16 protein-coding genes are annotated in these 23057 nt (G+C 63.7%); 10 read left to right on the top strand and 6 right to left on the bottom strand.

Features of this window, described 5'->3' with window-relative positions; translation table 11 throughout:
* Positions 1–3: 3 nt before the first annotated feature.
* Both ACE04I_RS10550 and ACE04I_RS10545 read right to left on the bottom strand, forming a co-directional pair.
* Complete coding sequence (locus tag ACE04I_RS10550; RefSeq protein WP_046792384.1) at positions 4–1737, bottom strand: TadG family pilus assembly protein; 1734 nt, start codon at positions 1735–1737, stop codon at positions 4–6.
* Position 1738: 1 nt separating this feature from the next.
* Complete coding sequence (locus ACE04I_RS10545) at positions 1739–2164, bottom strand: TadE/TadG family type IV pilus assembly protein (RefSeq protein WP_046792383.1); 426 nt, start codon at positions 2162–2164, stop codon at positions 1739–1741.
* A gap of 239 nt (positions 2165–2403) precedes the next feature.
* On the opposite strand from ACE04I_RS10545, the gene ACE04I_RS10540 reads away from it, so the two are divergent.
* The 3 genes from ACE04I_RS10540 to bluB are packed head-to-tail and all read left to right on the top strand — an operon-like array spanning position 2404 to position 5608.
* Positions 2404–4077, top strand: a complete 1674-nt coding sequence (locus tag ACE04I_RS10540) for an NAD+ synthase (RefSeq protein ID WP_046792382.1) — start codon at positions 2404–2406, stop codon at positions 4075–4077.
* Positions 4078–4085: 8 nt separating this feature from the next.
* The gene (locus ACE04I_RS10535; RefSeq protein WP_046792381.1) at positions 4086–4922 is read left to right on the top strand and encodes a TolB family protein; all 837 of its coding nucleotides are present in this window, start codon (positions 4086–4088) and stop codon (positions 4920–4922) included.
* The gene (bluB, locus tag ACE04I_RS10530) at positions 4919–5608 is read left to right on the top strand and encodes a 5,6-dimethylbenzimidazole synthase (RefSeq protein ID WP_046792380.1); all 690 of its coding nucleotides are present in this window, start codon (positions 4919–4921) and stop codon (positions 5606–5608) included. Before ACE04I_RS10535 ends, bluB begins: the two co-directional genes overlap by 4 nt.
* 1 nt (position 5609) lies before the next feature.
* Here bluB and ACE04I_RS10525 read toward each other — a convergent pair whose 3' ends face one another.
* Both ACE04I_RS10525 and ACE04I_RS10520 read right to left on the bottom strand, forming a co-directional pair.
* Entirely contained in the window at positions 5610–6296 is a 687-nt protein-coding gene (locus tag ACE04I_RS10525; RefSeq protein WP_052760320.1) for a hypothetical protein, read from the bottom strand.
* Positions 6297–6433: 137 nt separating this feature from the next.
* Complete coding sequence (locus ACE04I_RS10520) at positions 6434–8737, bottom strand: NADP-dependent malic enzyme (RefSeq protein WP_046792989.1); 2304 nt, start codon at positions 8735–8737, stop codon at positions 6434–6436.
* Positions 8738–8931: 194 nt separating this feature from the next.
* Here ACE04I_RS10520 and ACE04I_RS10515 point away from each other — a divergent pair, with 194 nt between their 5' ends.
* Complete coding sequence (locus tag ACE04I_RS10515) at positions 8932–9744, top strand: UDP-2,3-diacylglucosamine diphosphatase (RefSeq protein ID WP_046792379.1); 813 nt, start codon at positions 8932–8934, stop codon at positions 9742–9744.
* 82 nt (positions 9745–9826) lie between these two features.
* Complete coding sequence (locus tag ACE04I_RS10510; protein ID WP_487207024.1) at positions 9827–11035, top strand: MFS transporter; 1209 nt, start codon at positions 9827–9829, stop codon at positions 11033–11035.
* On the opposite strand, the gene dgcA is transcribed toward ACE04I_RS10510, so the two are convergent.
* Complete coding sequence (dgcA, locus tag ACE04I_RS10505) at positions 10987–11970, bottom strand: N-acetyl-D-Glu racemase DgcA (RefSeq protein WP_137326619.1); 984 nt, start codon at positions 11968–11970, stop codon at positions 10987–10989. The genes ACE04I_RS10510 and dgcA overlap by 49 nt on opposite strands.
* A gap of 124 nt (positions 11971–12094) precedes the next feature.
* On the opposite strand from dgcA, the gene ACE04I_RS10500 reads away from it, so the two are divergent.
* Genes ACE04I_RS10500 through ACE04I_RS10485 form a run of 4 tightly spaced genes read left to right on the top strand, consistent with a single transcriptional unit; the run spans position 12095 to position 16092 of the window.
* The gene (locus ACE04I_RS10500; RefSeq protein WP_046792376.1) at positions 12095–13240 is read left to right on the top strand and encodes an ABC transporter permease; all 1146 of its coding nucleotides are present in this window, start codon (positions 12095–12097) and stop codon (positions 13238–13240) included.
* A 20-nt stretch (positions 13241–13260) separates the two neighbouring features.
* Positions 13261–14082 carry an ABC transporter ATP-binding protein gene (locus tag ACE04I_RS10495; protein ID WP_046792988.1) on the top strand — a complete coding sequence of 274 codons (822 nt, stop codon included), beginning with the start codon at positions 13261–13263 and terminating at the stop codon, positions 14080–14082.
* A 9-nt stretch (positions 14083–14091) separates the two neighbouring features.
* Positions 14092–15462, top strand: coding sequence for an MCE family protein (locus tag ACE04I_RS10490; protein ID WP_046792375.1), 1371 nt, complete (start codon positions 14092–14094; stop codon positions 15460–15462).
* A 24-nt stretch (positions 15463–15486) separates the two neighbouring features.
* Positions 15487–16092 (top strand): ABC-type transport auxiliary lipoprotein family protein, encoded by a 606-nt coding sequence (locus ACE04I_RS10485; RefSeq protein ID WP_487207023.1) that lies wholly within the window; start codon positions 15487–15489, stop codon positions 16090–16092.
* A 123-nt stretch (positions 16093–16215) separates the two neighbouring features.
* Here ACE04I_RS10485 and ACE04I_RS10480 read toward each other — a convergent pair whose 3' ends face one another.
* The gene (locus tag ACE04I_RS10480; RefSeq protein ID WP_487207022.1) at positions 16216–22191 is read right to left on the bottom strand and encodes an apolipoprotein A-IV repeat region-like domain-containing protein; all 5976 of its coding nucleotides are present in this window, start codon (positions 22189–22191) and stop codon (positions 16216–16218) included.
* A 471-nt stretch (positions 22192–22662) separates the two neighbouring features.
* Between ACE04I_RS10480 and ACE04I_RS10475 the strand changes: the two genes are divergently transcribed.
* The gene (locus ACE04I_RS10475; protein WP_046792372.1) at positions 22663–23031 is read left to right on the top strand and encodes an Hpt domain-containing protein; all 369 of its coding nucleotides are present in this window, start codon (positions 22663–22665) and stop codon (positions 23029–23031) included.
* The last annotated feature ends 26 nt before the right edge of the window (positions 23032–23057 follow it).

Below are 23057 nucleotides of genomic sequence, written 5' to 3'. Positions count from 1 at the left end.
GGATTACTGGACGAGCACCGGACGCTGGCAGCTCACGCCGGTGACCCGCACGTCGGCCTCGCCGATCCGCACGCCCAGCGTAACAAGCAAGTTGTAGAGCACCGTGTCGAGCGGCTTGGTCAAAAGGCCCAGCGTATCGGCCAGCGCGTTCTGGATGAGCGTTGGCGTTCCGAGAGCAAGCGGCCCCACCTGGATTTCGAGTTTGAGCCGGCGGATAGCCGAGGTGAGGAGGCTTGTCAGCGTGTCGGTGGTCGGTACGGATTGGACACGTGCGGCGGCTATGTCAGCGGGCGAGAAGGTCAGCGTCTTCTTCGTGAGATTGCCCGCGGCGATATCCGCCTTGCCTGTGATGTTGATGAGGAGCGACGAGAGGATTTTTGCCTCCGTCACGCGCGGTTTCGTGCCGAAATTCTCGAAAGCGGTCTGATCGACCTTGCCTAGGCCGAGGGAAGCGACCCCCGGAACCACTTCGACATCGACCGTGCCCGGCGATCCGGCACCGCAGCGGATATCGGCAAGCCGCGCTTCTGCGTGGGCGACTTCCAGATAGAGTGGAACTTCCACCTTCAGCCCGGCGATCGCCGCAAGCCCATCGACCGCGACCCGCAGCGCAAGCCGCGTCTGGGCGGTGCGGACGACGGTACCCGGCTCGCCGACGGCGGTCGGAGGCGTGCCGACGGGCGGTTCGCCGATCGCGAGATCCAGCGTGATCGAGGCAAGCCCCGGAATGGTGGCCCCGAGATCGATGGCGAGCTGCTTGCCATTGTTGCCGGCGACGGCCGCGGCCGAGATGATGTCCATCAGGCTCGCCTTGACCATCAACCCGTCACCCTGGCCGACGAGGTTTTCCGAGAGCGGACCGAGCGCCAGGATTTCCTCGAGCTTCAGCTTGACCTGCGTCCTGCCGAGCGCATTTTCAAGCGTGTTCAGCACGGTATCGACGGCCGGTGTAACGCCGGTGGTCTTGCCGAGCGCGTCGAGCAGCTTGCCATAGGTGATTTCGGTCGCGAGCACGTCCGAATAGGTGCCTGCAGTCAGGCCGAGATCGATCGCGAGCGCGTCCAGCACGTGGAGCAGGTTCACCTGGGTATCCACGAGCGCCCGGTAGTCCATGACCTTCAGCGACACCGTCGTGCCGAGGAGCTTGCCGAGCAGCGCGTTCAATATGCCGCCGTCGAGGCTTGCAAGCCGCGAGCCGACTGAAAAGGCAGCCACCTTGTTGCTTGCGGCGGTGCCGGTCGCCCGCAGTTCCGGCGCGGTGGCGAAGCTGCCGGCGAAGAAGAGATCGCTCTTGCGCACGACCGTCACCTTCACCGCGTCATAGGGCTGGACACCCGCCTGGAAGCGCTGATCCACCGGTTTTTCGGGATCGGGCACGTAGCGCCCCTTGACGAGCATGGCGTAGCCGTCTCGACTTTCGAAAATCTTTTCCGGATCGAAGGGAATTTCGCCTTCCGGTGTCATCGCCCCCGTTTCCGTGCGGACGGCGAGATTTTGGCCGTTCATCTGGAAATAGGAAAGCACGGCCTCTTCCGGCTTGTTCATGGCGCTGGAGGCGGCGATTGCCGAGAGGTCGGCGGTCTGCTGCAAGGCGCGCTTCTGAAGCGTGAGATTGCCGTAGTCGATGCCGAGCGCGAGCGCGCCTATGACGACCGGAAAGGTGAGGGCGGCCGAAATGGCGATATTGCCGCGCGTGTCCCTCAGCAGCCCACGTGATGTATGCCACAGTCCCCGCATGTCATATCCCTCCCATCCTCATGGTGGAGAACCTGCGGATACGCTGATCCGGCAGGGCATAGCTGAAGAGATTCCAGATCGGCAGGTCGCCCGCGTCGTATTCGATGGCGACGGTGAACTGGTTGGGATTTTTCGGATCGTCCTCGACGTCCAGCGTCAGATGATCCTTCCTCAGGAAGGCGTGGTTCATCGTGGACGTGTCGAGAAAGTTGCGGACGAGCTCTTTCCGTTCGGTGGCATTGAGGCCGGCGATGGCGGTGCGGGCGGCGTCCGCCGCGAGCTGCTGGACGGAATGGGCGGCACTCAGATAGATGCCGTAGCCGATCAGCGAAAAGAGCGTGAGAAAGAAGACCGGCGCGATGATGGCGAATTCCACCGCCGAGGCGCCCGATCTCGAGCCTAACAGGTGTTTGAGTCGTGCCGACATTGCCCCAACCCCATTCATAAATGCAATGTCGCTGATCGTGCAGGGCGGACGCTAATCGGAGGTTATGAAACTTCGTAAAAATTGAGCGATTCTCGATTTATGCAAACAATAGTAGTGGAAAACGCTTGTGCCGAAGACGGGAATCCGCCGATGAAGTTGCGGATGGCTGACGAGACGATGTTGAAAAAATGTGCTACGGCGACGTTGCCGCTATTCGATCCCAACGTTAAATCATTGTCATGACCGAAGAAAACCGCCAGACCCTGCGTATCGCCGTTGCACAGCTCAACCCCACGGTCGGCGATGTCGCCGGCAATTTGGCGTTGGCCCGCGAGGCCCGAAAGGATGCCGCCCGTGAAGGGGCGGATCTCATCGTCTTCACCGAACTCTTCATCTCCGGCTATCCGCCGGAGGATCTGGTGCTGAAGCCGGCGTTCCTGAAAGCTTGCCTGAAGGCGGTGGAGGATCTGGCCGCCGATACCGCCGATGGCGGTCCGGGCGTGGTGATCGGGTTTCCGCGCCAGGGCAAGGAAGGCAGGCACAATGCGGTGGCGCTGCTCGATGGCGGCAAGATCGTCGCCATAAGGGACAAGGTCGATCTGCCCAATTACGGCGAGTTCGACGAGAAGCGGGTCTTCACGGAAGGATCGATTTCCGGACCCTACAATTTTAGGGGTATCCGGATCGGCATCCCGATCTGCGAGGAAATCTGGAACGACATGGGCGTCTGCGAGACGCTGGCCGAAAGCGGCGCCGAGATCCTGATCGTCCCGAACGGCTCGCCCTATTATCGCGGCAAGGTGGATGTCCGCCATCAGGTGGCGTTGCGCCAGGTGATCGAGAGCGGCCTGCCGCTGCTCTTCGCCAACCAGGTCGGCGGGCAGGACGAACTGGTGTTCGACGGCGCGAGCTTCGCGCTCAATGCCGACAATTCGCTCGCCTTCCAGATGAGCCAGTTCGAGCCGGCCATCGCCGTCACCGAATGGAAGAGGAATGGCGAGGGCTGGCGCTGCACGAACGGACCGATGTCGCGCATCCCGGAAAAGGAAGAGGCGGATTACCGCGCCTGCCTGCTCGGCTTCCGCGACTACGTCAACAAGAACGGCTTCAAGTCCGTGGTATTGGGCCTCTCGGGCGGTATCGACTCGGCGATCTGCGCGGCAATCGCCGTGGATGCACTGGGCGAGGAGCGGGTGCGCACCGTCATGCTGCCCTACCGCTATACGTCGGAGGATTCGTTCAAGGATGCCGCCGATTGCGCGCGGGCGCTCGGCTGCCGCTACGACATCGTGCCGATCGCCGAGCCGGTCGACGGTTTCTCCTCCGCGCTTTCCGAGCTTTTCGAGGGTACGGATGAGGGCATTACCGAGGAAAACCTGCAGAGCCGCGCCCGCGGCACGATCCTGATGGCGATCTCCAACAAGTTCGGCTCCATGGTGGTGACGACGGGCAACAAGTCGGAAATGTCGGTCGGCTATGCGACACTCTATGGCGACATGAACGGCGGCTTCAACCCGATCAAGGACCTCTACAAGATGCAGGTCTATGCGCTGGCCGCCTGGCGCAACGAACACCTGCCGCCCGGCGCGCTGGGCCCGACGGGCGAGGTGATCCCCAAGAACATCATCTCCAAGGCGCCTTCCGCTGAGCTGCGTCCCAACCAGACGGACCAGGATTCGCTGCCTCCCTATCCGGTGCTCGACGATATCCTGGAGTGCCTGGTCGAGATGGAAATGAGCACGGAGGAGATCGTGGAGCGCGGGCACGATGTGGCGACCGTGCACCGCATCGAGCACCTGCTTTATCTCGCCGAATACAAGCGCCGCCAATCGGCGCCGGGCGTGAAGATCACCAAGAAGAATTTCGGCCGCGACCGGCGTTACCCGATCACCAACCGTTTCCGCGACCGATAGGACCACGGATGGCGCTTCGTAGTTCGATCGAAATCTTCGACATCCGCACGCGCGCGAGCCGCGTGGTATGGCAGACGGACGAGTTGTTCGAAGCGCCGAACTGGTCGCCGGACGGGCGTTACTTGATGCTCAACAGCGAAGGGCTGATCTATCGCCTGTCGCCGGATGGTGACAGCGGGCCCAAGCTTCTGGATACCGGCTTTGCGAGCCAGTGCAACAACGATCACGGGATCTCGCCGGATGGCAGCCTGATCGCGATTTCCGACAAGGTGGAATTCGGCAAGTCGGCAATCTACGTGCTGCCGGCCGAAGGTGGCGAACCGAAACTGGTGACGCGCAACCTGCCGTCCTACTGGCACGGCTGGTCTCCCGATGGGAAGACCTTCGCCTATTGCGGCATCCGCGATCAGGTCTTCGACATCTATACGATCGGCATCGAAGGCGGCGAGGAGAAGCGGTTGACCTTCGGCGAGGGCCGCAATGACGGGCCGGATTATTCGCCTGACGGGAAGTGGATCTATTTCAATTCGAGCCGCACCGGGCTGATGCAGATCTGGCGCGTTCCGGCGCAAGGCGGCGCGGTGGAACGCATCACCCATAGCGATTACGGGGACTGGTTTCCGCATCCGTCACCGAAGGGTGACAAGGTGGTCTTCGTCTCCTACGACGCCGACGTGTTCGACCATCCGCGCGACAGACAAGTCAGGGTGCGGCTGATGGATATGGACGGCGGCAATGTCGAGACGCTGTTCGATCTCTTCGGCGGGCAGGGAACGATGAACTCGCCCAATTGGGCGCCGGAAGGAGAACGGTTCGCCTATGTCCGTTATTTTCCGATCCCATGAGTGCTGACAAGGATAACGGGTTGGAGGCTGCCGCGGCGTTCGAACCCGCCGAGCGCGAAGCCGTCTACCGGGCGATCGAGACCCGGCGCGATGTGCGCGACCAGTTCCTTCCCGACACGCTGCCGGACGACCTCGTAGCGAGGCTTCTGGGTGCTGCGCATTCGGCGCCCTCCGTCGGCTTCATGCAGCCGTGGAACTTCATCCTGATCCGTGATCCGGCCGTGCGCGAGGCGGCCTGGGCTGCCTTCTCGCGCGCCAATGCGGAGGCCGAGGCGATGTTTCCCCAGGAGAAGCGGGATCACTACAGGAGCCTGAAGCTCGAGGGCATCCGCAAGGCGCCGCTCTCGATCTGCGTCACCTGCGATCCCGACCGCGCCGGGCCGGTGGTGCTCGGCCGCACGCATAATCCGCGCATGGACGTCTATTCCACGGTCTGCGCCGTGCAGAACCTCTGGCTCGCGGCGCGCGCCGAAGGGGTGGGCGTCGGCTGGGTCAGCATTTTCCACGACAAGGACGTGCGCGAACTGCTCGGCATTCCCGAGCGGATCGAGATCGTCGCCTGGCTTTGTCTCGGCTATGTCGACCGGCTCTACCCGGAGCCGGAACTGGCGATCAAGGGCTGGCGGCAACGGCTGCCGCTGGAAGACCTGGTCTTCCGCGACCGCTGGCAGGAACCAGGCCGCTGAATCACTGCATGGGCTGCGGTCCCGGTGAGGCCGGGTTGGCGAGATCGATATCGTTTTCTTCCGGAAAGAATTGCGGCCCGACGCTGCGCACCTTCTGGTTCCGATCGTAGGGGCGCTCCGGCGGCGGCTCCGGCTTCAACTCGGCAGACTTGGCCGGCTCGGAGGGCTGCGCGGGGGCAAGGGTGCGCAGGTTGGTGATGCCGGAATAGGGTTCGATGGCGGCGTTGCCGGACTGCTCGGGTTCGGCAGCCTTCGGCAGGGCGGAAATTTCCGTCACGTCACAGCCGTTTCGTTGCAATGCCGCGAGAACCCCGGATGGATCCGCCGACGGCCGCACCAAGGACCGTGCCTCGTCGCGCCGCATCGTGATGTCCTGGCGGTCGGCTTCCATGGCGCCGAGTTCGGCCTGCATGTCGCTGCAGATATCGTCCGGGCCGCCGAAGGAAACGATGCTGCCCGCGCCGCAGCCCGCCCGCCGCATTTCGATCCTGAGATCGCGGATATCGGCGTTAAGCCGGCTAAGTTCCTGCGCGTGATACCGCACCTCAGCCGTGTTGCCGATGACTTGCGGGCTGTTGCCGAGCCTGCGCTGAAGCGCTTCGCAATCCGGTCGGTCCTGCGCCGCGGCCGCGATGGGCAGGAGCGCAATAGCCAGAAGAGGGACGATCAGGAACCCGCGAGGTTGCATGGCGTCATCCGGTGAAGTTTGAGTTCAAGCCTCGATCATCGGACTGGTCGGTTGATAATGTCATAATAGTCGTGCCTGAAGCGTGTGGATAGATCGTATCCGCTTTCACCTTTCAGGACACTTTTACGTGACATGCGTTAGGGCTGCGACGCCTCCACCACGGCGAGCGCCGCCATGTTGACGACGCCGCGCGAGGTGACCGACTGCGACAGGATATGTGCCGGCATTGCGGTCCCGAGCAGGATCGGGCCGACATGCAGCGCGTCCATCATCTCCCGCGTGATGCCGAGCGTGATATTGGCGGCATCGAGATTGGGGAAGACGAGGAGGTTCGCTTCGCCGGTCAGTGTGCTGTTCGGCATGGCGCGCTTGCGAAGCGCTTCGGAAAGCGCCGAGCCGCCCTGCATCTCGCCATCGACTTCGAGATCGGGCGCCAGTTCCCGCACGATGCCGAGCGCCTCGCGCATCTTGGCTGCACTTTCGGAATTGCGCGAGCCGAAGTTCGAGTGGCAGATCAGCGCCGCCTTGGGGGTGATGCCGAAGCGGCGGATTTCCTGCGCCGAAAGCACGGTGATCTCCGCGATTTCGCGGGCGGACGGGTTGTAGTTGACGAAGGTGTCGCTGAAGAAGATCGCGCCACGCTGCGAAATGATTAGGCTGAGGCCGGAGAAGGCACAGACGCCCGGCCGTTTGCCGATGATCTGGCCCACGTCGCGCAGATGGCGGTCGTAGCGGCCTTCAAGGCCGCAGATCAGCGCGTCGGCCTCGCCGCGCCGCACGGAGAGCGCGCCGATGACGGTGGTATTGGTGCGGACGATGGTGCGCGCGGCTTCCGGGTTGATGCCGTTGCGGCCGACCAGCGCGAAATAATCCTCGACATACTCGCGGTAGCGCGGATCGTCTTCTGGATTGACGACTGCGAAATCGACATTCGGCCGGATGCGGATGCCGAAACGCTTGAGGCGCGCCTCGATGACCGAGGGACGGCCGATGAGGATCGGCTTGGCGATGTTTTCCTCGAGCAGCACCTGGGCCGCGCGCAGCACACGCTCGTCCTCGCCTTCGGCGAAGATGACGCGCTTCTTCTCGGCGTCCTTGGCGGCGGTGAAGATCGGCTTCATGACGAAGCCGGAGCGCCAGACGAAACGGTTGAGCTGATCAAGATAGGCGTCGAAGTCCTGGATCGGACGGGAGGCGACGCCGGTTTCGGCGGCCGCTCTTGCGACGGCCGGCGCGATGCGAAGGATCAGCCGCGGGTCGAAGGGCGAGGGGATCAGGTAATCCGGCCCGAAGATTGGCGTGTCTTCCGAATAGGCACGGGCTGCGACGTCGGAAACTTCCTCGCGAGCAAGCGCTGCGATCGCCCGGACCGCCGCCATCTTCATTTCCTCGTTGATCGTGCGGGCGCCGCAATCGAGCGCGCCGCGGAAGATATAGGGGAAGCAGAGAACGTTGTTGACCTGGTTCGGGAAATCCGAACGGCCGGTGCAGATCATTGCGTCCGGGCGCGCCTTGCGGGCAAGTTCCGGCATGATCTCGGGTGTGGGGTTGGCAAGCGCCAGGATGAGCGGCTTTTCCGCCATCTGGGCAAGCAGTTCGGGCTTCAGCACGCCGGCGGCGGAGAGGCCGAGGAAGACGTCGGCGCCGCCGATGCTTTCGGCGAGCGTGCGCTTGTCGCTCTTCTGCGCGTAGATCGACTTCCACTCGTCCATGAGCTCGGTGCGGCCCTCGTAGACGAGGCCCTCGATGTCATGAACCCAGATGTTCTCCGGTTTGGCGCCCAGCGACACCAGGAGATGGAGACAGGCAAGCGCGGCCGCGCCGGCGCCAGAGGTGACGATCTTCACCTCGGCGATGTTCTTGCCGGCGAGCTCGAGGCCGTTCAGGATGGCTGCGGCGACGATGATCGCGGTTCCGTGCTGGTCGTCGTGGAAGACCGGAATGTTCATCTTCTCGCGAAGCCGGCGCTCCACCTCGAAGCATTCCGGGGCCTTGATATCCTCGAGATTGATGCCGCCGAAAGTGGGTTCGAGCGCCGAGACGGTCGAGACCATCGCGTCGATCCCCGGCGCGTCGATCTCGATATCGAAGACGTCGATGCCCGCGAACTTCTTGAAGAGCACCGCCTTGCCCTCCATGACGGGCTTCGAGGCGAGCGGGCCGATATTGCCGAGACCGAGCACCGCCGAGCCGTTCGAGATCACGGCGACGAGGTTGGCGCGGGCAGTATAATCCGCCGCCATGTCGGGATTGTCGCGGATCGCAAGGCAGGGTGCTGCGACACCCGGCGAATAGGCAAGGGCCAGATCGCGCTGGTTGCCGAGCGGCTTGGTCGCCTGGATCTCCAGCTTTCCGGGGCGTGGGTAACGGTGGAAAAACAGCGCCTGTTCATCGAGATCGCCACTTGTCGGCGTGCCCTGCGACTTCTGTTGAGAATCCATCGTTCCTTCTGCCATTGCGCTACCCATATCTTCGAAACAGAAACCCTCCTTACATCAATCGGCAGGGGTGGACAGCATCAAATTTGCGCCTGCGTCAGAATCGCGCCGCCGGGCGCGAAGCGGCGCGTTGTCATCTTCCTGAAACACGAGTCTGATTTTGGGAGACTGAAAGCGGGCAACGAAAGGGCAGCTTCGTGAACGGTCCACAGATCAGGCATTTCAGGACGTTGTTCATTTCCGACGTGCATCTGGGCTCCAAGGCGGCACGAACGGAACTCCTCCTCGATTTTCTCCGTCACCACGAAGCCGAAACCATCGTTCTCGTCGGCGACATCGTCGACGGCTGGCGGCTGAAGCGAAACTGGTACTGGCCCCAGGGCTGCAACGACGTTGTCCAGAAGCTTCTGCGCAAGGCGAGAAAAGGCACGCGGATCGTCTACATCCCCGGCAACCACGACGAATTCCTGCGCGATTTTCCGGGAATGCATTTCGGCGGCATAGAAGTGGCCGAACGCATGATCCACGAAATGGCCGACGGGAAGAAGTATCTCGTCCTGCATGGCGACGAATTCGACGTCGTGGTGCGCAATGCCCGGCTGCTCGCCTATCTCGGCGACTGGGCCTATGACGCGGCGATCGTCGTCAACGGCTGGCTTGCCGCGATCCGCCGCAAGCTCGGCATGCCCTATTGGTCGTTCTCCGCCTGGGCCAAGCTTCAGGTCAAGCACGCCGTCAATTTCATCGGGGAGTTCCAGAACGTCGTGGCGGAAGAGGCACGCCGCAACAATGTCGATGGCGTCATTTGCGGGCACATCCACCATGCGGTGATGCAGGACATCGACGGCATCCACTACGTCAATACGGGCGATTGGGTGGAAAGCTGCACCGCCGTGGCCGAACACCGGGACGGCACGCTCGAGATGATCTCCTGGCAGCGGATGGGCGCCGGCGCCGACATCATGACGCTTACGAAACCGCAATCCGTCGAGGATGTGCAGGCCGCCTGACCGATCCCAAATTCTGGCCATAGGCGCAGACGGCGAGCTGTGCTAGGGAAGCGATAGTCTTTCCAACCTATCCGTTATCCCCTTGACCACTGCACGCCCGGCGGAAATCCCACCCCGCCACTTCCAACTGCGCTGCGCGCTGGCCTATGGCGCGCCGATCGCGGTGAACGGCATCGCATTGCCCTATTTTCCGGTCTGGCTGGAATCACTCGCTTTCAGCGAGGTGGAAATCGGCATCGTGCTCGCCGCGCCGATGATCCTGCGGGTCATCGCCGCTCCCGTTGCGGGGGCACTGGCAGACCGGATACCGGAACGGGCCAACGTGCTTCTGTGGTCCGGAGCCCTTTCGCTTCTGACGGCTCTGGCGCTCTTCGTGACGGAGAGTTTCTGGCCGGTGCTGGTCGTATTCGGCCTGCAGGCGGCGGTCTTCGCGCCTTACGTCCCGATCGTCGAATCGATCGCCGTCACCGGCGTCCAGCGCTGGGGCTTCCAATATGGCGCCATGCGCGTCTGGGGCTCGATCGGATTCGTGGTATCGACGCTGCTTGCCGGCGAACTCATCGGCATCTGGGGCGGAACGGTCGTCCCTTCGGCGCTCTCGATCGTCTTCCTGCTGACGATCGTCGCGGCCTATGCCGCGCCGCGCCTCGGCCGCGCATGGCCTGCCGGAACTTTGCCGGAAGCAGGCAGCAGACATGGTTTGCTCCGGCGCATGGACCTGCACGCCCTGATGATCGGGACATCGGCCGTTCAGGCAAGCCATGGCATGTTCTATGCCTTCTCCGCCATCCACTGGCAGCAGATCGGCTTTTCCGGCGGGGCGATCGGCATGCTCTGGAGCGCGGGCGTGATCGCCGAGATACTCGTCTTCTTCGCGGCCGGATGGCTCGCCCGGCGCTTCTCGCCCTGGACCCTGATCCGGCTCGGCTCGGCGGTCGCGATCGCGCGATGGATGCTGTTTCCGCTGCCGCTCGGCTTCTGGGGCTATCTGGCCCTGCAATGCAGCCATGCCTTCACCTTCGCCTTCGTGCATATCGGCGTGCAGCATCGGCTGGCGGAGACGGTGGGTGAAGACCAGGCATCCTCCGCGCAAGGGGCCTATTTCTTCTATAACGGCGCCCTTCTTGCGCTCTCGACCTTCCTGTCCGGTCTCATCTACCGGGAATACGGACTGCCGAGCTATATGCTGATGGCGGTTTTTGCAGCAATCGGGCTCGTTGGCGTGGCGCTCGCCGCCCGTATTCAGCCCCAGAGCGCAGGTACGGGCGGGAAGACCAGCGAGCCCTCGTAGCGCAAGCCACCGGGACGGTCCTGTGCCAAGAGCAAGGGGCCGTCGAGATCGGCAAAATCGGCATCCTGGGCGAGGAGAACTGCCGGGGCCATGGCAAGCGAGGAGCCGACCATGCAGCCGACCATTACGGAAAAGCCCAGCCGTTTCGCTTCCGCTTTCATGGCGAGTGCCTCCGTTAGGCCGCCCGTCTTGTCGAGCTTGATGTTGACGGCATCGTAGCGCGCGCGGAGGTTTGCGAGATCGCCGGTGGAATGCACGCTCTCGTCGGCGCAGACCGGGACGGCCCGCCTGATGCCGGCAAGCGCTGCATCCCGGCCGGCGGGCAGGGGCTGCTCGATCAGCGATATCCGGGCTTCCTCCGCGACCGACAGGTGGCGGGCAAGGTTCTCCTCCGTCCAGCCCTCGTTCGCGTCGAGAATGATCCCCGCCTCTGGCGCTGCCTCCCGGACCGCGCGGATGCGGGACGTATCGTCGGCGGTTCCCATCTTCACCTTGAGGAGAGGGCGCGCCGCATTCTTCCTCGCTTCGGCCGCCATGGCTTCCGGTTCCGCCAGCGAGAGGGTGAACGCTGTCACCAGCGCCTTGGGTGATTCGATGCCGATAACCGCCGCTGCGCGCCCGCCGCTTTGCTTGGCTTCGAGATCCCAAAGCGCGCAGTCCACCGCGTTGCGGGCCGCGCCCGGCTTCATGATCTTCTGCAGGGCCTGCCTGTCGAGGCCATTCTCGATCGCGGCCGCGGCCGCGCGGATATCCGCAACGACGCCTTCGATGCTTTCGCCGTAGCGTTTGTAGGGCACGCATTCGCCGCGTCCCGAAAGCCCATCCTGGCGGATCGTGCAGGTCACGACTTCGGCCTGCGTCTTGGAGCCGCGCGAGATGGTGAAGAGACCCGCGATCGGAAAGGTTTCGATTGTGGCTTCGAGGTGACGGCCCATGGTTTTGCGTGTTCCCGACATGGCAATTCCGGTGAAGGCGGCTATATTGCCCGTCTCGCTGGCGCGATCAACCGGTCGGTGCCGAAGGCGAGGTTTCGAACCGCGAAAGATGCCTGTGACTTTGATGCCAGCCGAAAGCCGCAACGCCGAGATAAGGGCCGAGAACGTCCAGGGCGGCGAGCGCTATGTACTGACGGGCGATTGGCGCAACCAGAGCATCGCGAAAGTCTTGCCTACTCTGGAAAAGCTGGGGCGGTCCGGCGGGCAGGGGCCGCTGGAGGTCGACATCTCGGGTGTGGAGGGTATCGACACCGCGGGCGCCTGGCTGATCCGCAGGCTGATGACGGCAAAGCAGGAACAGGGACGCGAAACCGCGCTGGCAAGCCCCAACAGCGCCTTCAGGGAATTGATCGAGGTCCTTCCGGAAAAAGCGCCCGCTCCGCCGAAGAAAGGCAGGGAGGGCGGCACGCTGTTCGAACGCATGTTCGCTCCGCTCGGCAAGTTGATCGCCGATCTCGGCAGCGATTTCTACGCGGCCATGCATATTCTGGGTTCGGCCGTGCGGGGCGCACAGCTCAAGTTCGGGCGCGGCGCGGGGATCTCGCCGGCTTCGGTGGTCAATCAGATCGACCACATGGGCGTTCGCGCGGTGCCGATCATTACCCTGATGTCCTTTCTGATCGGCGCGATCATCGCCCAGCAGGGTGCGTTCCAGCTCCGCTATTTCGGCGCCGAGATATTCGTCGTCGATCTCGTCGGCATCCTGCAATTGCGCGAAATCGGCGTGCTTCTGACGGCGATCATGATCGCCGGCCGTTCGGGAAGCGCGATCACCGCCGAAATCGGCTCGATGAAGATGCGCGAGGAGATCGACGCGCTGACCGTGATCGGCCTCAACCCGGTGGGCGTGCTCGTCTTTCCGCGGCTGGTGGCGCTGACGGTGGTGCTGCCGCTCCTGACCATACTGGCGAATTTCGCCGCCCTTTTCGGCGCGGCGATCATTGCATGGAGCTATTCCGGCATCACCTTCGATACCTTCCTGTCGCGGCTGCACGAGGCGATCGACAATTCATCCGTCGCTTCGGGCATGATCAAGGCGCCGTTCATGGCTCTGGCGATCGGCATCGTGGCGGCTGTCGAAGGCATGAAGGTCGGCGGCAGCGCAGAATCTCTCGGCCAGCACGTCACCGCCTCGGTAGTGAAATCGATCTTCGCGGTCATCCTGATGGACGCGCTGTTCGCGATCTTCTACTCGGCGATCGATTTCTGAGGGGGCGGCGCGTGAACGATATGGCGAGGATACCGGAAAACAGCGCGGAGGAGAGGCAGGTCGTGCTTTCCGTGCGCGACCTGACGGTCGGCTTCGGTTCCAACATCGTCCTGGATCACCTCGACCTCGACGTCTATCGCGGCGAGATTCTCGGCTTCGTGGGAGCTTCCGGCACCGGCAAATCGGTGCTGATGCGGACCGTGCTGCGGCTTTTGCCGCATCGCACCGGGACCATTCACATCCTCGGCAGCAATTACGAGCGGGCCAGCGATGACGAACGCATGGCGCTGGATATGCGGCTCGGCGTCCTCTTCCAGCACGGCGCGCTGTTTTCGGCGCTGACCGTCAAGGAGAACATCCAGCTTCCCATGCGGGAATATCTCGACCTGCCGCAGTCGCTGATGGACGAGCTTGCCTATCTAAAGATCGAAATGGTCGGCCTCGCGCCGGATGCCGCCGACAAATATCCCTCCGAGCTTTCCGGGGGCATGATCAAGCGGGCGGCGCTCGCCCGGGCGCTGGCGCTCGATCCGGATCTCGTCTTCCTCGACGAGCCGACCTCCGGGCTCGATCCCATCGGGGCGGCGGAGTTCGACATGCTGATCGCCAAGCTGAGAGATACGCTCGGGCTCACCGTCTATATGGTAACGCACGACCTCGACAGCCTTTTTTCCGTCTGCGACCGTATTGCCGTGCTCGGACAGAAACGGGTATTGGTTGAGGGGACGCTTGAGGATATGTTCGCCTGCGACGATCCATGGGTTCGATCCTATTTCCGCGGGAAGCGGGCGCGCGCCGTCGTAACTTCCGAAAAGCCCGAGGCGGACGAGACAGAGAAGTGACCTGAACGCATGGAAACCAGAGCCAACTACGCCCTTGTCGGCTTCTTCACCCTGCTGGTCGTGGCTGCCGCGTTCGGTTTCGTCTATTGGATGGCGGAATACGGCCGTGGCGGACCGAGGGCGGAACTTGCGATTCGCATTCCCGGATCGGCCAATGGTCTCTCCGTCGGTTCGCCGGTGCGCTTCAACGGTATTGCGGTCGGCAGCGTGCGCAGTCTCACGATCGACCAGGAAGATCCGCAATTCTCCATTGCCTTCACCGAAGTGCGCGCCGATGCGCCCGTCTTCCCCTCGACCAGGGCGGTCCTGGAGGTGCAGGGCCTCACCGGCGCCGCCTATATCGAGCTTTCCGGCGGAAGGACGGGTGAAGAGAACATTCTCGAGAGGTCTATCGAGACGGGCCAGCCCGCCGTTCTGATCGCCGATCAATCGAGCGTCACGAACCTGCTCGCAACCGCCGACAAGATCCTCGACCGCGCCGATCAGGCGATTTCCGACATCCAGGGCTTCGTGGCCGATGCCAGGGGACCGTTGACCCAGACGATCCGCAACGTCGAAACCTTCACCTCCGCGCTCAGCCGCAATTCCGACAGCATCGACGAGTTCCTGGAGAGCCTCTCCACGCTTTCCAGAACCATCGACGGTGTTTCCGGGCGTCTGGATTCGACGCTTGAGGCCGCAGAGCAGCTCGTGCGCGCCGTCGATGCGCAAAAGATCAATTCCGTCGTCTCCAATGCCGATCGGATCACGCGCAACGTCGCCAATGCTTCGGATGATTTCGGACAGGTGGTTGCGAACGTGAAGAACGCCGCGTCGAGCTTCGAAAAGGCGGGTCAGGACGCCCAAACGGTGCTGAGACGGGCCGATACGCTGCTTACTGCCGTCAATGCGGACAATGTCGGAACGGCGATCAACAATTTCACGGCAGCCTCGGAGGACGCCCGCAGCGCCGTCGCCTCCGCCCGCGGCGTGGTGGAAAGCGTTGCCGGACGCCGGGAGGATATCGACAAGGCGATCGGCGATTTCACCGAGCTTGCGCAGAAGCTCAACAACGCCTCCAGCCGCGTCGATGGCATTCTCGCCAAGGTCGACGGCATGGTCTCGGGCGGTGATTCTCAATCCCTGTTTGCCGAAGCGCGGCGCACGCTCGAGAGCTTCCGTACGGTTGCCGACAACATGAACGCCCGCATCGGCCCCATCGCGGACAATCTGCAGCGCTTCTCCGCGAGCGGATTGCGTGACATCCAGACGCTGGTCGACGATACGCGCCGCACGGTTCGCACGCTCAACGACACGATCAGCAATTTCGACGAAAACCCGCAGCGCCTCATCTTCGGCGGCGAGACGGTGAAGGAATATGATGGCAGAACGCGGCGGTAAGTTCATAAGAACATTGAGGATTTCATGAGAGGTGCGGGGTATTTCGAGCGTCGCCATGCGCTTTTGCTCGCGCTGCCGCTGACTGCGGCATTGTTGAGCGGATGCGGCACTAAGGCGCACAACGACACGTTCGATCTTTCGCTGACGCCGGCGGTGGACGGACCTTCCGCCCGCAACCGGCAGATTTTGGTGCCGGAACCGACCGCGCTGAAAATGCTGGACAGCGAGCAGGTGGTGGTGCGCATATCGCCTTCGGAGGTCCAGTATCTCGCAAATTCCCGCTGGGGCGATCGTCTGCCGCGCATGGTGCAGTCGAAGCTCGTCGAGGCATTCGAGAATTCCGGCAGGCTCGGCGGCGTGGGCAAGCCGGGGCAGGGACTGGCGATCGACTATCAGGTGGTGACGGATATCCGTACCTTCGAAGTGACGACCGACGGTACGCGCGTGGCGAATGTGGAAATCTCCGCCAAGATCCTCAACGACCGTAACGGCACCGTTCGCGCCCAGAGCACCTTCAAGGCGAGCGCGCCGGTCTCCGGCTCGGAGAACCGGGATTTCGTCTCGGCCCTGGACAGAGCCTTCGCGAAGGTCGGCTCCGAGATCGTCGACTGGGCGCTCCGTTCTATGTGAGGCCAAGATGGTCGCCGATTGTGGCGGACGCCAGCAAAACTGACTTCCTTCACAAACAAGAACGGCCGCCCCTAGAGGCGGCCGTTTTGTTTCTATTTCGCAGGCTCCGCTTTGCGAGGCGGCTTAGCTGAACCGGCCTGCCGCATGGGCGAGCATGGTATAAACCTTGCCCGTATCCGAAGTCAGGTAGCTCTGCGTCACGCTCTTGTCGCGATCGGTGCGGGCGACATCGGCAAGCAGCTTCTCGAAATCGGCTATATAGCGGTCGACGGCAGTGCGGAATTCCGGCTCGCGGTCATACTTGCGCTTGATCTCGTCGAAGGTCTGCTGGCCTTTCAGCGTGTAGAGGCGACGGGTGAAGACGTCGCGCTCGCCGCGCTGGTAGCGGCGCCACAGATCGACCGAAGCGTCATGATCGATCGCGCGGGCGATGTCGACCGAAAGCGAGTTCAGCGATTCCACCATGTGGCGCGGATTGCGGTTGTCGCCATTGCTCTTTGCCGCCGGGGCGGGGGCTGCTTCGCTTGTCGGACGGGCCGGCTGCTGGCGTGCAGCCTGGTTGGCGTCGTCGCGGGAAGCGCCGCGGAGGAGATCGCTGATCCAGCCGCCGCCGTCCTCACGCCGGGTCGCCGGTTCCGAGCGCGGCTGGGCTGGCGCCTGAGGTGGCGTCTGGGCCGGTGCGGAACGCTCGAGCCCAAGCGTACCCCTCAGGCCGCTGGAATAGGTTTCCGCGCGGGGAGCTGGCTGCGTGGATGCCGCGGGAGCAGGGCGCTCAGGCTGCGGCTGGGGAGCCGTACGAGCCGCTGCCGGCTCTGAGACCTCGAGCTGCTGGGCCGAACGGCCGACGAGCTGGGAGAGGTCCTGGAGCGCCTTGATCTGCTCGGCCACGGCGCGGCGCATCGCGGCAGCGCTTTCCTTGGCTTCTTCCGGGAGATCGAAGGCGCCGCGCTTCAGTTCCGAACGGGTCGTGTCCAGTTCGCTGCGGATCTCGTTGGCGGAGCGGCGGATTTCATCCGTCGCGCCGGCAAAGCGGCCGATCGCCTCTTCCACGGACTGCCGCAGCGTTTCGCGAAGCTTGTCGGCGGCGCTGTCCGAACGCTGTGCGGCATCGGAGAGCAGGCGGTCGATATCGTCCAGCGAGCTCGTGATGCCGCCCCGCATGCGCTCGGCGACATCCCGCGAGCGGCGCTCCGCTTCGGTGAGGGTGGATTCGAGCGCCCGATTGGCCTCCTCGCTTGCCCCGTGCAGGGCTTCGCGCATGGCGTCCGCCGTAAGTTCGGCACGCTGCTGAGTTTCGCCAAGCGTGCGGCCGATATCGGCAAAGGAGGCGAGAAGGTCTTCGCGCAGGCGCGTGGCGACATGCGCGGAGCGATCCTCCGCCCGCTCGAAGGCGCCTTCAAGAAGCGTGGTCATGCCGCGCATCGTTGCCTCGATCTCTTCCGACCGCTTGACGAGGCCGACGGAGAGCGTGCGCAGGGCAGTCTGGCGTTCGTCCAGCGTGCTGGCGAGGTTGGACTGGGCGGCGCCGAGCAGTTCGGACGCCTGGGCGAGCACTTTGGAATGCTCGTCGAAGCGGGCGACGATGCCGCCGACCTGGCTGAGGGTCTGGCCGGAAATGTTCGACAGGCGGTCGATGTTGTTTTCCAGGAGGCGACTGGAGCCGGCGACCATGTCGGCAGCCTGGGTCGCCGCTTCCGAGAAGCGCGTTGCCGTCGAGTCGAGCTTCTCGTCCACGCCGACGAACTGCTGTGCGGCATAATCCGCCGCGGCGTGCATGTCCTGCAGCGCCTGATGGACGACGGTCGAGATGTCCGCGTTGCTGGTTGCAAGGCGGTCGATGAGGCTGTTGACGCTGGTCGACAGGCCCTGTTCGGCGAAGCGGATGGTGCCGGCGGCATCTTCGGCGCGCTGCGCGATTGCCGCCAGCGTGTCGTTGGTGCGTGCCGCGATCGCATCGACCAGCGCATCGTTTTCGTTGCGGATGCGGTTGGTGCTTTCTTCCGCGGCGGCGACAAGCCGTTCCGTGCTCGCCTGGGCGGCTGCGGCCATCTGATCGGCCGCGGCGCGGCCGGTCTGGGCAAAGCCCTCGATCATTGGACGCGCCTTTTCGTCGATCAGTCGCGACAGCTCTTCCGAGCGGCCGGCGAGCATGGAGTTCAGGTCGCGGGTACGGCTGTCGAGCGAGGAGCGGATCGCATCGCTGCGAGCGGCGAGCGCGCGGTCCACCGAGTCCATGGCGGCGTTGATCTCGCCGGCGGTCTCGGAAAGCGTGCTGCGGATGGTGCCGCCGCGCGCCTCCAGCGTCCGCTCGGCTTCACCGAGCGCCTCGGAGATTGCGGTGACCTGGCGCTTCACCAGGGAATCCGCTTCGGCAACCTTGTGGACGATCGCGTTGCCGGCATCGGAGAATGCCTGCGCGACGGTCGCCGCCTGGCCTGCCAGGCGGTTCTGTGTTTCCGAGATGCGCTCGACGATCTCGCTCGAGCGGTCCTCGATCGCCTTCGTGAACTCGGCATTGCGGGTGCTGAGTTCCTCGGTGAACTCCGAGCCGGCGCGGGCGAGCAGTTCCGCCGAGCGCATGGCTTCGCTGTCCATTCCTTGAGCGGCGGCGCTGACGGCTTCGCGCAGCGTCGAGGCAAGCCCCGAAGCCTTGCCTTCGATCGTGCGTGTGACGTTGTCGAGCCCGATGGTGAGCGCCCGGTCCATCGTGGACAGGCGTTCCTCGATATGCGCGGTGCGGCCGTCCATGGTTTCGGCGATGCGCTCGCTCGCTTGCGTGCTGATGCGCTCGATGTCGGCGGTGCGCGCCGTGAGCGTTTCGTCGATGCGCGTGGCGATCTCGCCGCCGATGCGTTCGATGTCGCTGGTCCGCTGGCCGAGCGTATTTGCAAGGCTGCGGCCGGCATCGTCCACCAGCTGCGTGACATTGCCGAGTTCGTCGCGGATACGGCCTTCGAGACCTCCGAAAGTGGTCTCGATCTTCTCGCCCGTCTGGTCGAGCGCCGTGGAAACGCCGCCGACCGTCTGCTCGATGCGGCTGGAGAAGGCGTCCGCCGAACGGCTGATCTCACCCGCGGCCTCGCCGAGGCGGCCGGCAATGTCGCCGGCGGTCTCGCGCAGCCGCTGTTCGAGGGCCTCGCCTGCACCGTCGATGGCGGCGCGCAGGGAGTCCTGATGGCTTTCCAGCGACATTTCCAGCATTCCGGCGCTGGCGGCGACCGTCGTGCCGATCGAGGTCGCCTGGTCGGACAGCATGTTGCCGATCTGCTCCTGCGCATCGGTCAACGCGACGGAGATCATGTTGCTGCGCTCTTCGAGCGTCTGGCGCATGCGGTCGTAGCCCGAACCCAGCGTCTCGGACATCTGCCGGTTGGCCGCATCGACGGTCTCGGCCATGCGCTCGTTGCCCTGGCCGAGCGTTGCTTCCAGGCGCTCGTGCGATCCGGAAAGCGTGCTCGTCAGCAGTTCCTGCGACGTGGCGAGCGTGAACTCCATGTTTTCCAGCCCGTCGGCCAGGCTTTCCTGGAACCGGCGCGAACCGTCGCCAAGAGCCGTTTCGATCCGGCTGGCGGCAGAGCCCACGGTTTCCTCGATGCGCCCGCTATTGGTCTCCAGAACGCGGGTGAGATCGGCGGTCCGGCTTTCAAGCGACTGATCGAGCCGCTGCTGGTTTTCCGCATAAGCGGTGCGGATAGCCTCGGAGCGGCTTGCAAAGGCCTGTTCGAGCCGGCTGTCGGCATCGGCGGCGGCGTTCAGCAGGGAAGCCGCCTTCTCGTCGAGCATTCCGGCGAACCGGTCTTCGCTGAGCGCAAAGGACGTGGTGAGTTCCATCGCCTTGTCGTCGAAGATTTCGGCAATCCGATCGCTGTTTTGCGTAATCGTGCGATTGAAGTCGGAAACGCGCTGGTCGAGGCCGGTTCCGAGCCGCTCCTCGCTTTCGGCGAGGGTGCGCGTGATGGTTTCCGCACGCTCGTCGAGAATGTTCGCCAGGCGATCCGGAGCGCCGGACAATGCGTTTTCGACGACGGAAGCCTTGCGCTCGATGAGTTCGGCCAGACGTTCGCCGTTGGTGGCGAGCGCTTCGCTCACCTGCTCGACGCGACGGCCGAGATTTTCGCCAAGCAGGTGCTCGCTGTCGGAAAGCGTGCGGGAAAGGGCCGCGGTGCTCCGGTCCAGAACGTCCGCCATGCGGTCGTGGGCGCCCGAAACGGAGCCGATGATGGCGTCCGAACGCGTCTCCAGCGTTTCCTCGAAGCGGGATTGGCTCTTCGCCAAGCCTTCGAGAAGGGCATCACCGCGTTCGCCGAGAACGGCGTTGATCCGCTCATGCGTGGAGCCGATCGCGCTCTGGATCTCCTCCGATCGCGCCGCAAGCGCATCGGAAAGCTCGCGCGTGCGGCTGTCGAGCATGGAGTCCAGCACTTCCTGGCTGGTGCCGAGCGTCGTCGCAAGCGCCAGCGACTGGTCGGTAAGCGCCGAACCGATACGTTCGATGCTGGAGCTCAGAATGCCCTCGATGGCTTCCGAGCCGCCCGCGACCGTCTCATTGATGCGGGCGAGGCTATCCATGAGCTTGCTGTCGAGCGAACCTGCGCGCTGGTCGAAGGCGGTGGTGAACTGCGCCAGCCCGTCGTCAAAGCTGGTGCTCAGCTGGCCCACGGTCGTCTGCAGCCGCTCCTCGAAGAGGCCGGTGCGCAGGTCGAGATCCATGATCGCGTCGTCGGCCGCGCTCTGCAGGCTGCTGCGGAAGGTGGTGCCCTTCTCGTCGAGCGTGCGGTGGAGGGTTGTGATGACGTCGTCGAGCGTGCCGGTAATGGAGCGTTCGCCGTCGTTCAGGCCCTCGGTGATCTCGCGGGTGCGGGCAAGCAGCGTCTCGTTGAGCTGGCGTGTCCGTTCGGCAAGGGCGGCGTTCAGCTTCTCGGTATTGGCGTCGAGCGTGGAGGCGCGCGTCTCGAACTCGCCGAGAAGGGCCTGGCCGCGATCGGAAAGCGTCGATGTCAGGGTCTCCAGCCGCTCGTCGAATTCGTGGGCGAGCGCGAAACCGGAGGAATTCAGCGTCTGCAGCAGAGTGTCGGCCTTGGCCGAAAGCAGCGTGCCCAGGGCCTCGCCGGCCGCATGGGACTTCTCCATGAGGGCTGCGGCGCGGGTATCGATCATCGAGGCGAAAGCCTCGCCGGAGGTCGCCAGACGGACGGAAATCTCCTCCGTTGCAAGCGAAAGCTCTTCCTTCAACTGCTCATGCGCGCCAACGATCGAGGAGCGGATGCGTTCGGCATGGTTGACGATCGAATCGCGTTCCGAGCCGAGCTCATGCACCAGGCCGCGCATGCGCAGCTCGTTGTCAGCATAGCTGCGCTCCAGCGCGTTCACTTCGGAGTGCACGAGGGTTTCGAGCTCGGCGGCGCGGGCGATCGTGCGCTCGATGCCTTCGTTCATGGCCGAGACTTCGCGGCGGACGGCCTGGCCGACCGTCATGATGCGTTCGCTGGCAATGGTTTCCGGCTCGGAGAGCCTCAGCGCCACCTCGGCCATGGAGCGGGCCGCGTTGCGCAGATCCTGCGCGCGCGCCATCATGATCGCGAAGGCATAGAAGAGCAGGATCGGCACGATGATGCCGACGAGAATGGCGACGACGCCCGGAATGGCCAGAACCTCAGCGATCGAGCCGAGCTGCCAAATGCGGCTTCCATAGATCAACTGTCCGAGGCCGAGGCCGGCAACCGCCCAGAGGATCGATATCAGTGTCGCGTTGCGCAGCGACGAGCGCATCGAGCCGCTTTCGAGCGCGCGAAGCATGGTGACCGGGTTGCGCCGACCGCTGTCGTTGGCGGGCTCGAAAGCCGGCGCGCGGGGCGCGGCTTCGGGCGATGCGGAGCGGACCGGTTCGGCCTGCGGGGCAGGGCGCTGGCTTGGCGTATCTGACACTCTGGCCTCCGAGGCGTGGGACGCGGAACTCTTTGCCGAAGACTTCTGGCCCGGGGATTTTGGAGAGGGCCTGGGGCGAGATTCCGGCTCGTCGTTGAAATCGATCTTTAGAGCATCCTCCAGAGCCTGGAACGCGGTCTCGTCGATCGACTCGCTGCTGGTATTCTTCGCCATGCGGTTACGCCTCGTTACATACTCGCCCGGCCGTTCCTTGTACGCACCCCCGCCCAGTGGTCCCGTACAGAAGATACTGCCTGCCGGAAACCCTTCGTTCCGTCGCCGGATGTCGGGATTTCCATTTCACTTTACAATTTCAGACGGCTGTTCTTTCAAACGGATGATAAGGAAAACTTACCAGCCTGCCATCCGCGGCAAAAGGAGTATTCTCCCCGCCATCCTAACCGTACTGTAGTGGCACATTCGCGCAAACGGTACAATTAAAACGCCCCGTAGGCGGCTTTGGCCTGGAAGCTTGTTAACAGAATTTAAACCATAGAAATGTGCAAAAGGCCTAAAATTATGGGAGCTTAGCAGAAATTAACCATATGGGAAGAATCCTGCCGCGATTGTGCCGGAATTTGACGGGATAGCCGCCTTGCCCGGCAAAAACGGGACACTTTGAAAATTAGAGCAGGGAAATAGTTCATGGCAGCGGTTAGTATCGCGTTCGAAGCTCCTGACAATGCGCAGGGCGGTTGCCCATCTCAATCCCGGCCGATCGATCTCGTTCATCTCGCCACCCAGACCATGGGTGACAAGGCTCTCGAAATCGAGGTGCTGCAGATGTTCGCCCGCCAGGCGCGCAAGGCCCTTCAGGATATGTCCGTAGGAGATGAGAAGGCCGTCGTCGCGGCCGCGCATCGGCTAAAGGGTGCCGCAAGGGGCGTTGGGGCTTTCCGGGTGGCTCAAGCCGCCGAGCAGCTGGAAGCGTATGTGTCGGATGCCGCCCTCCAGGCAGCGGTCGCCGCCGCCGTCGTCGAGGCTGAAAACTTCATTCTCAAGCTCTGCCGCTGAGCGGCACGCAATCAGCGCCGTGGGGC

It is taken from the genome of Rhizobium moroccans, from assembly GCF_057559155.1.
Note: the sequence above shows the minus strand (reverse complement) of the source record. Positions and strands in the feature narration are given on the sequence as shown.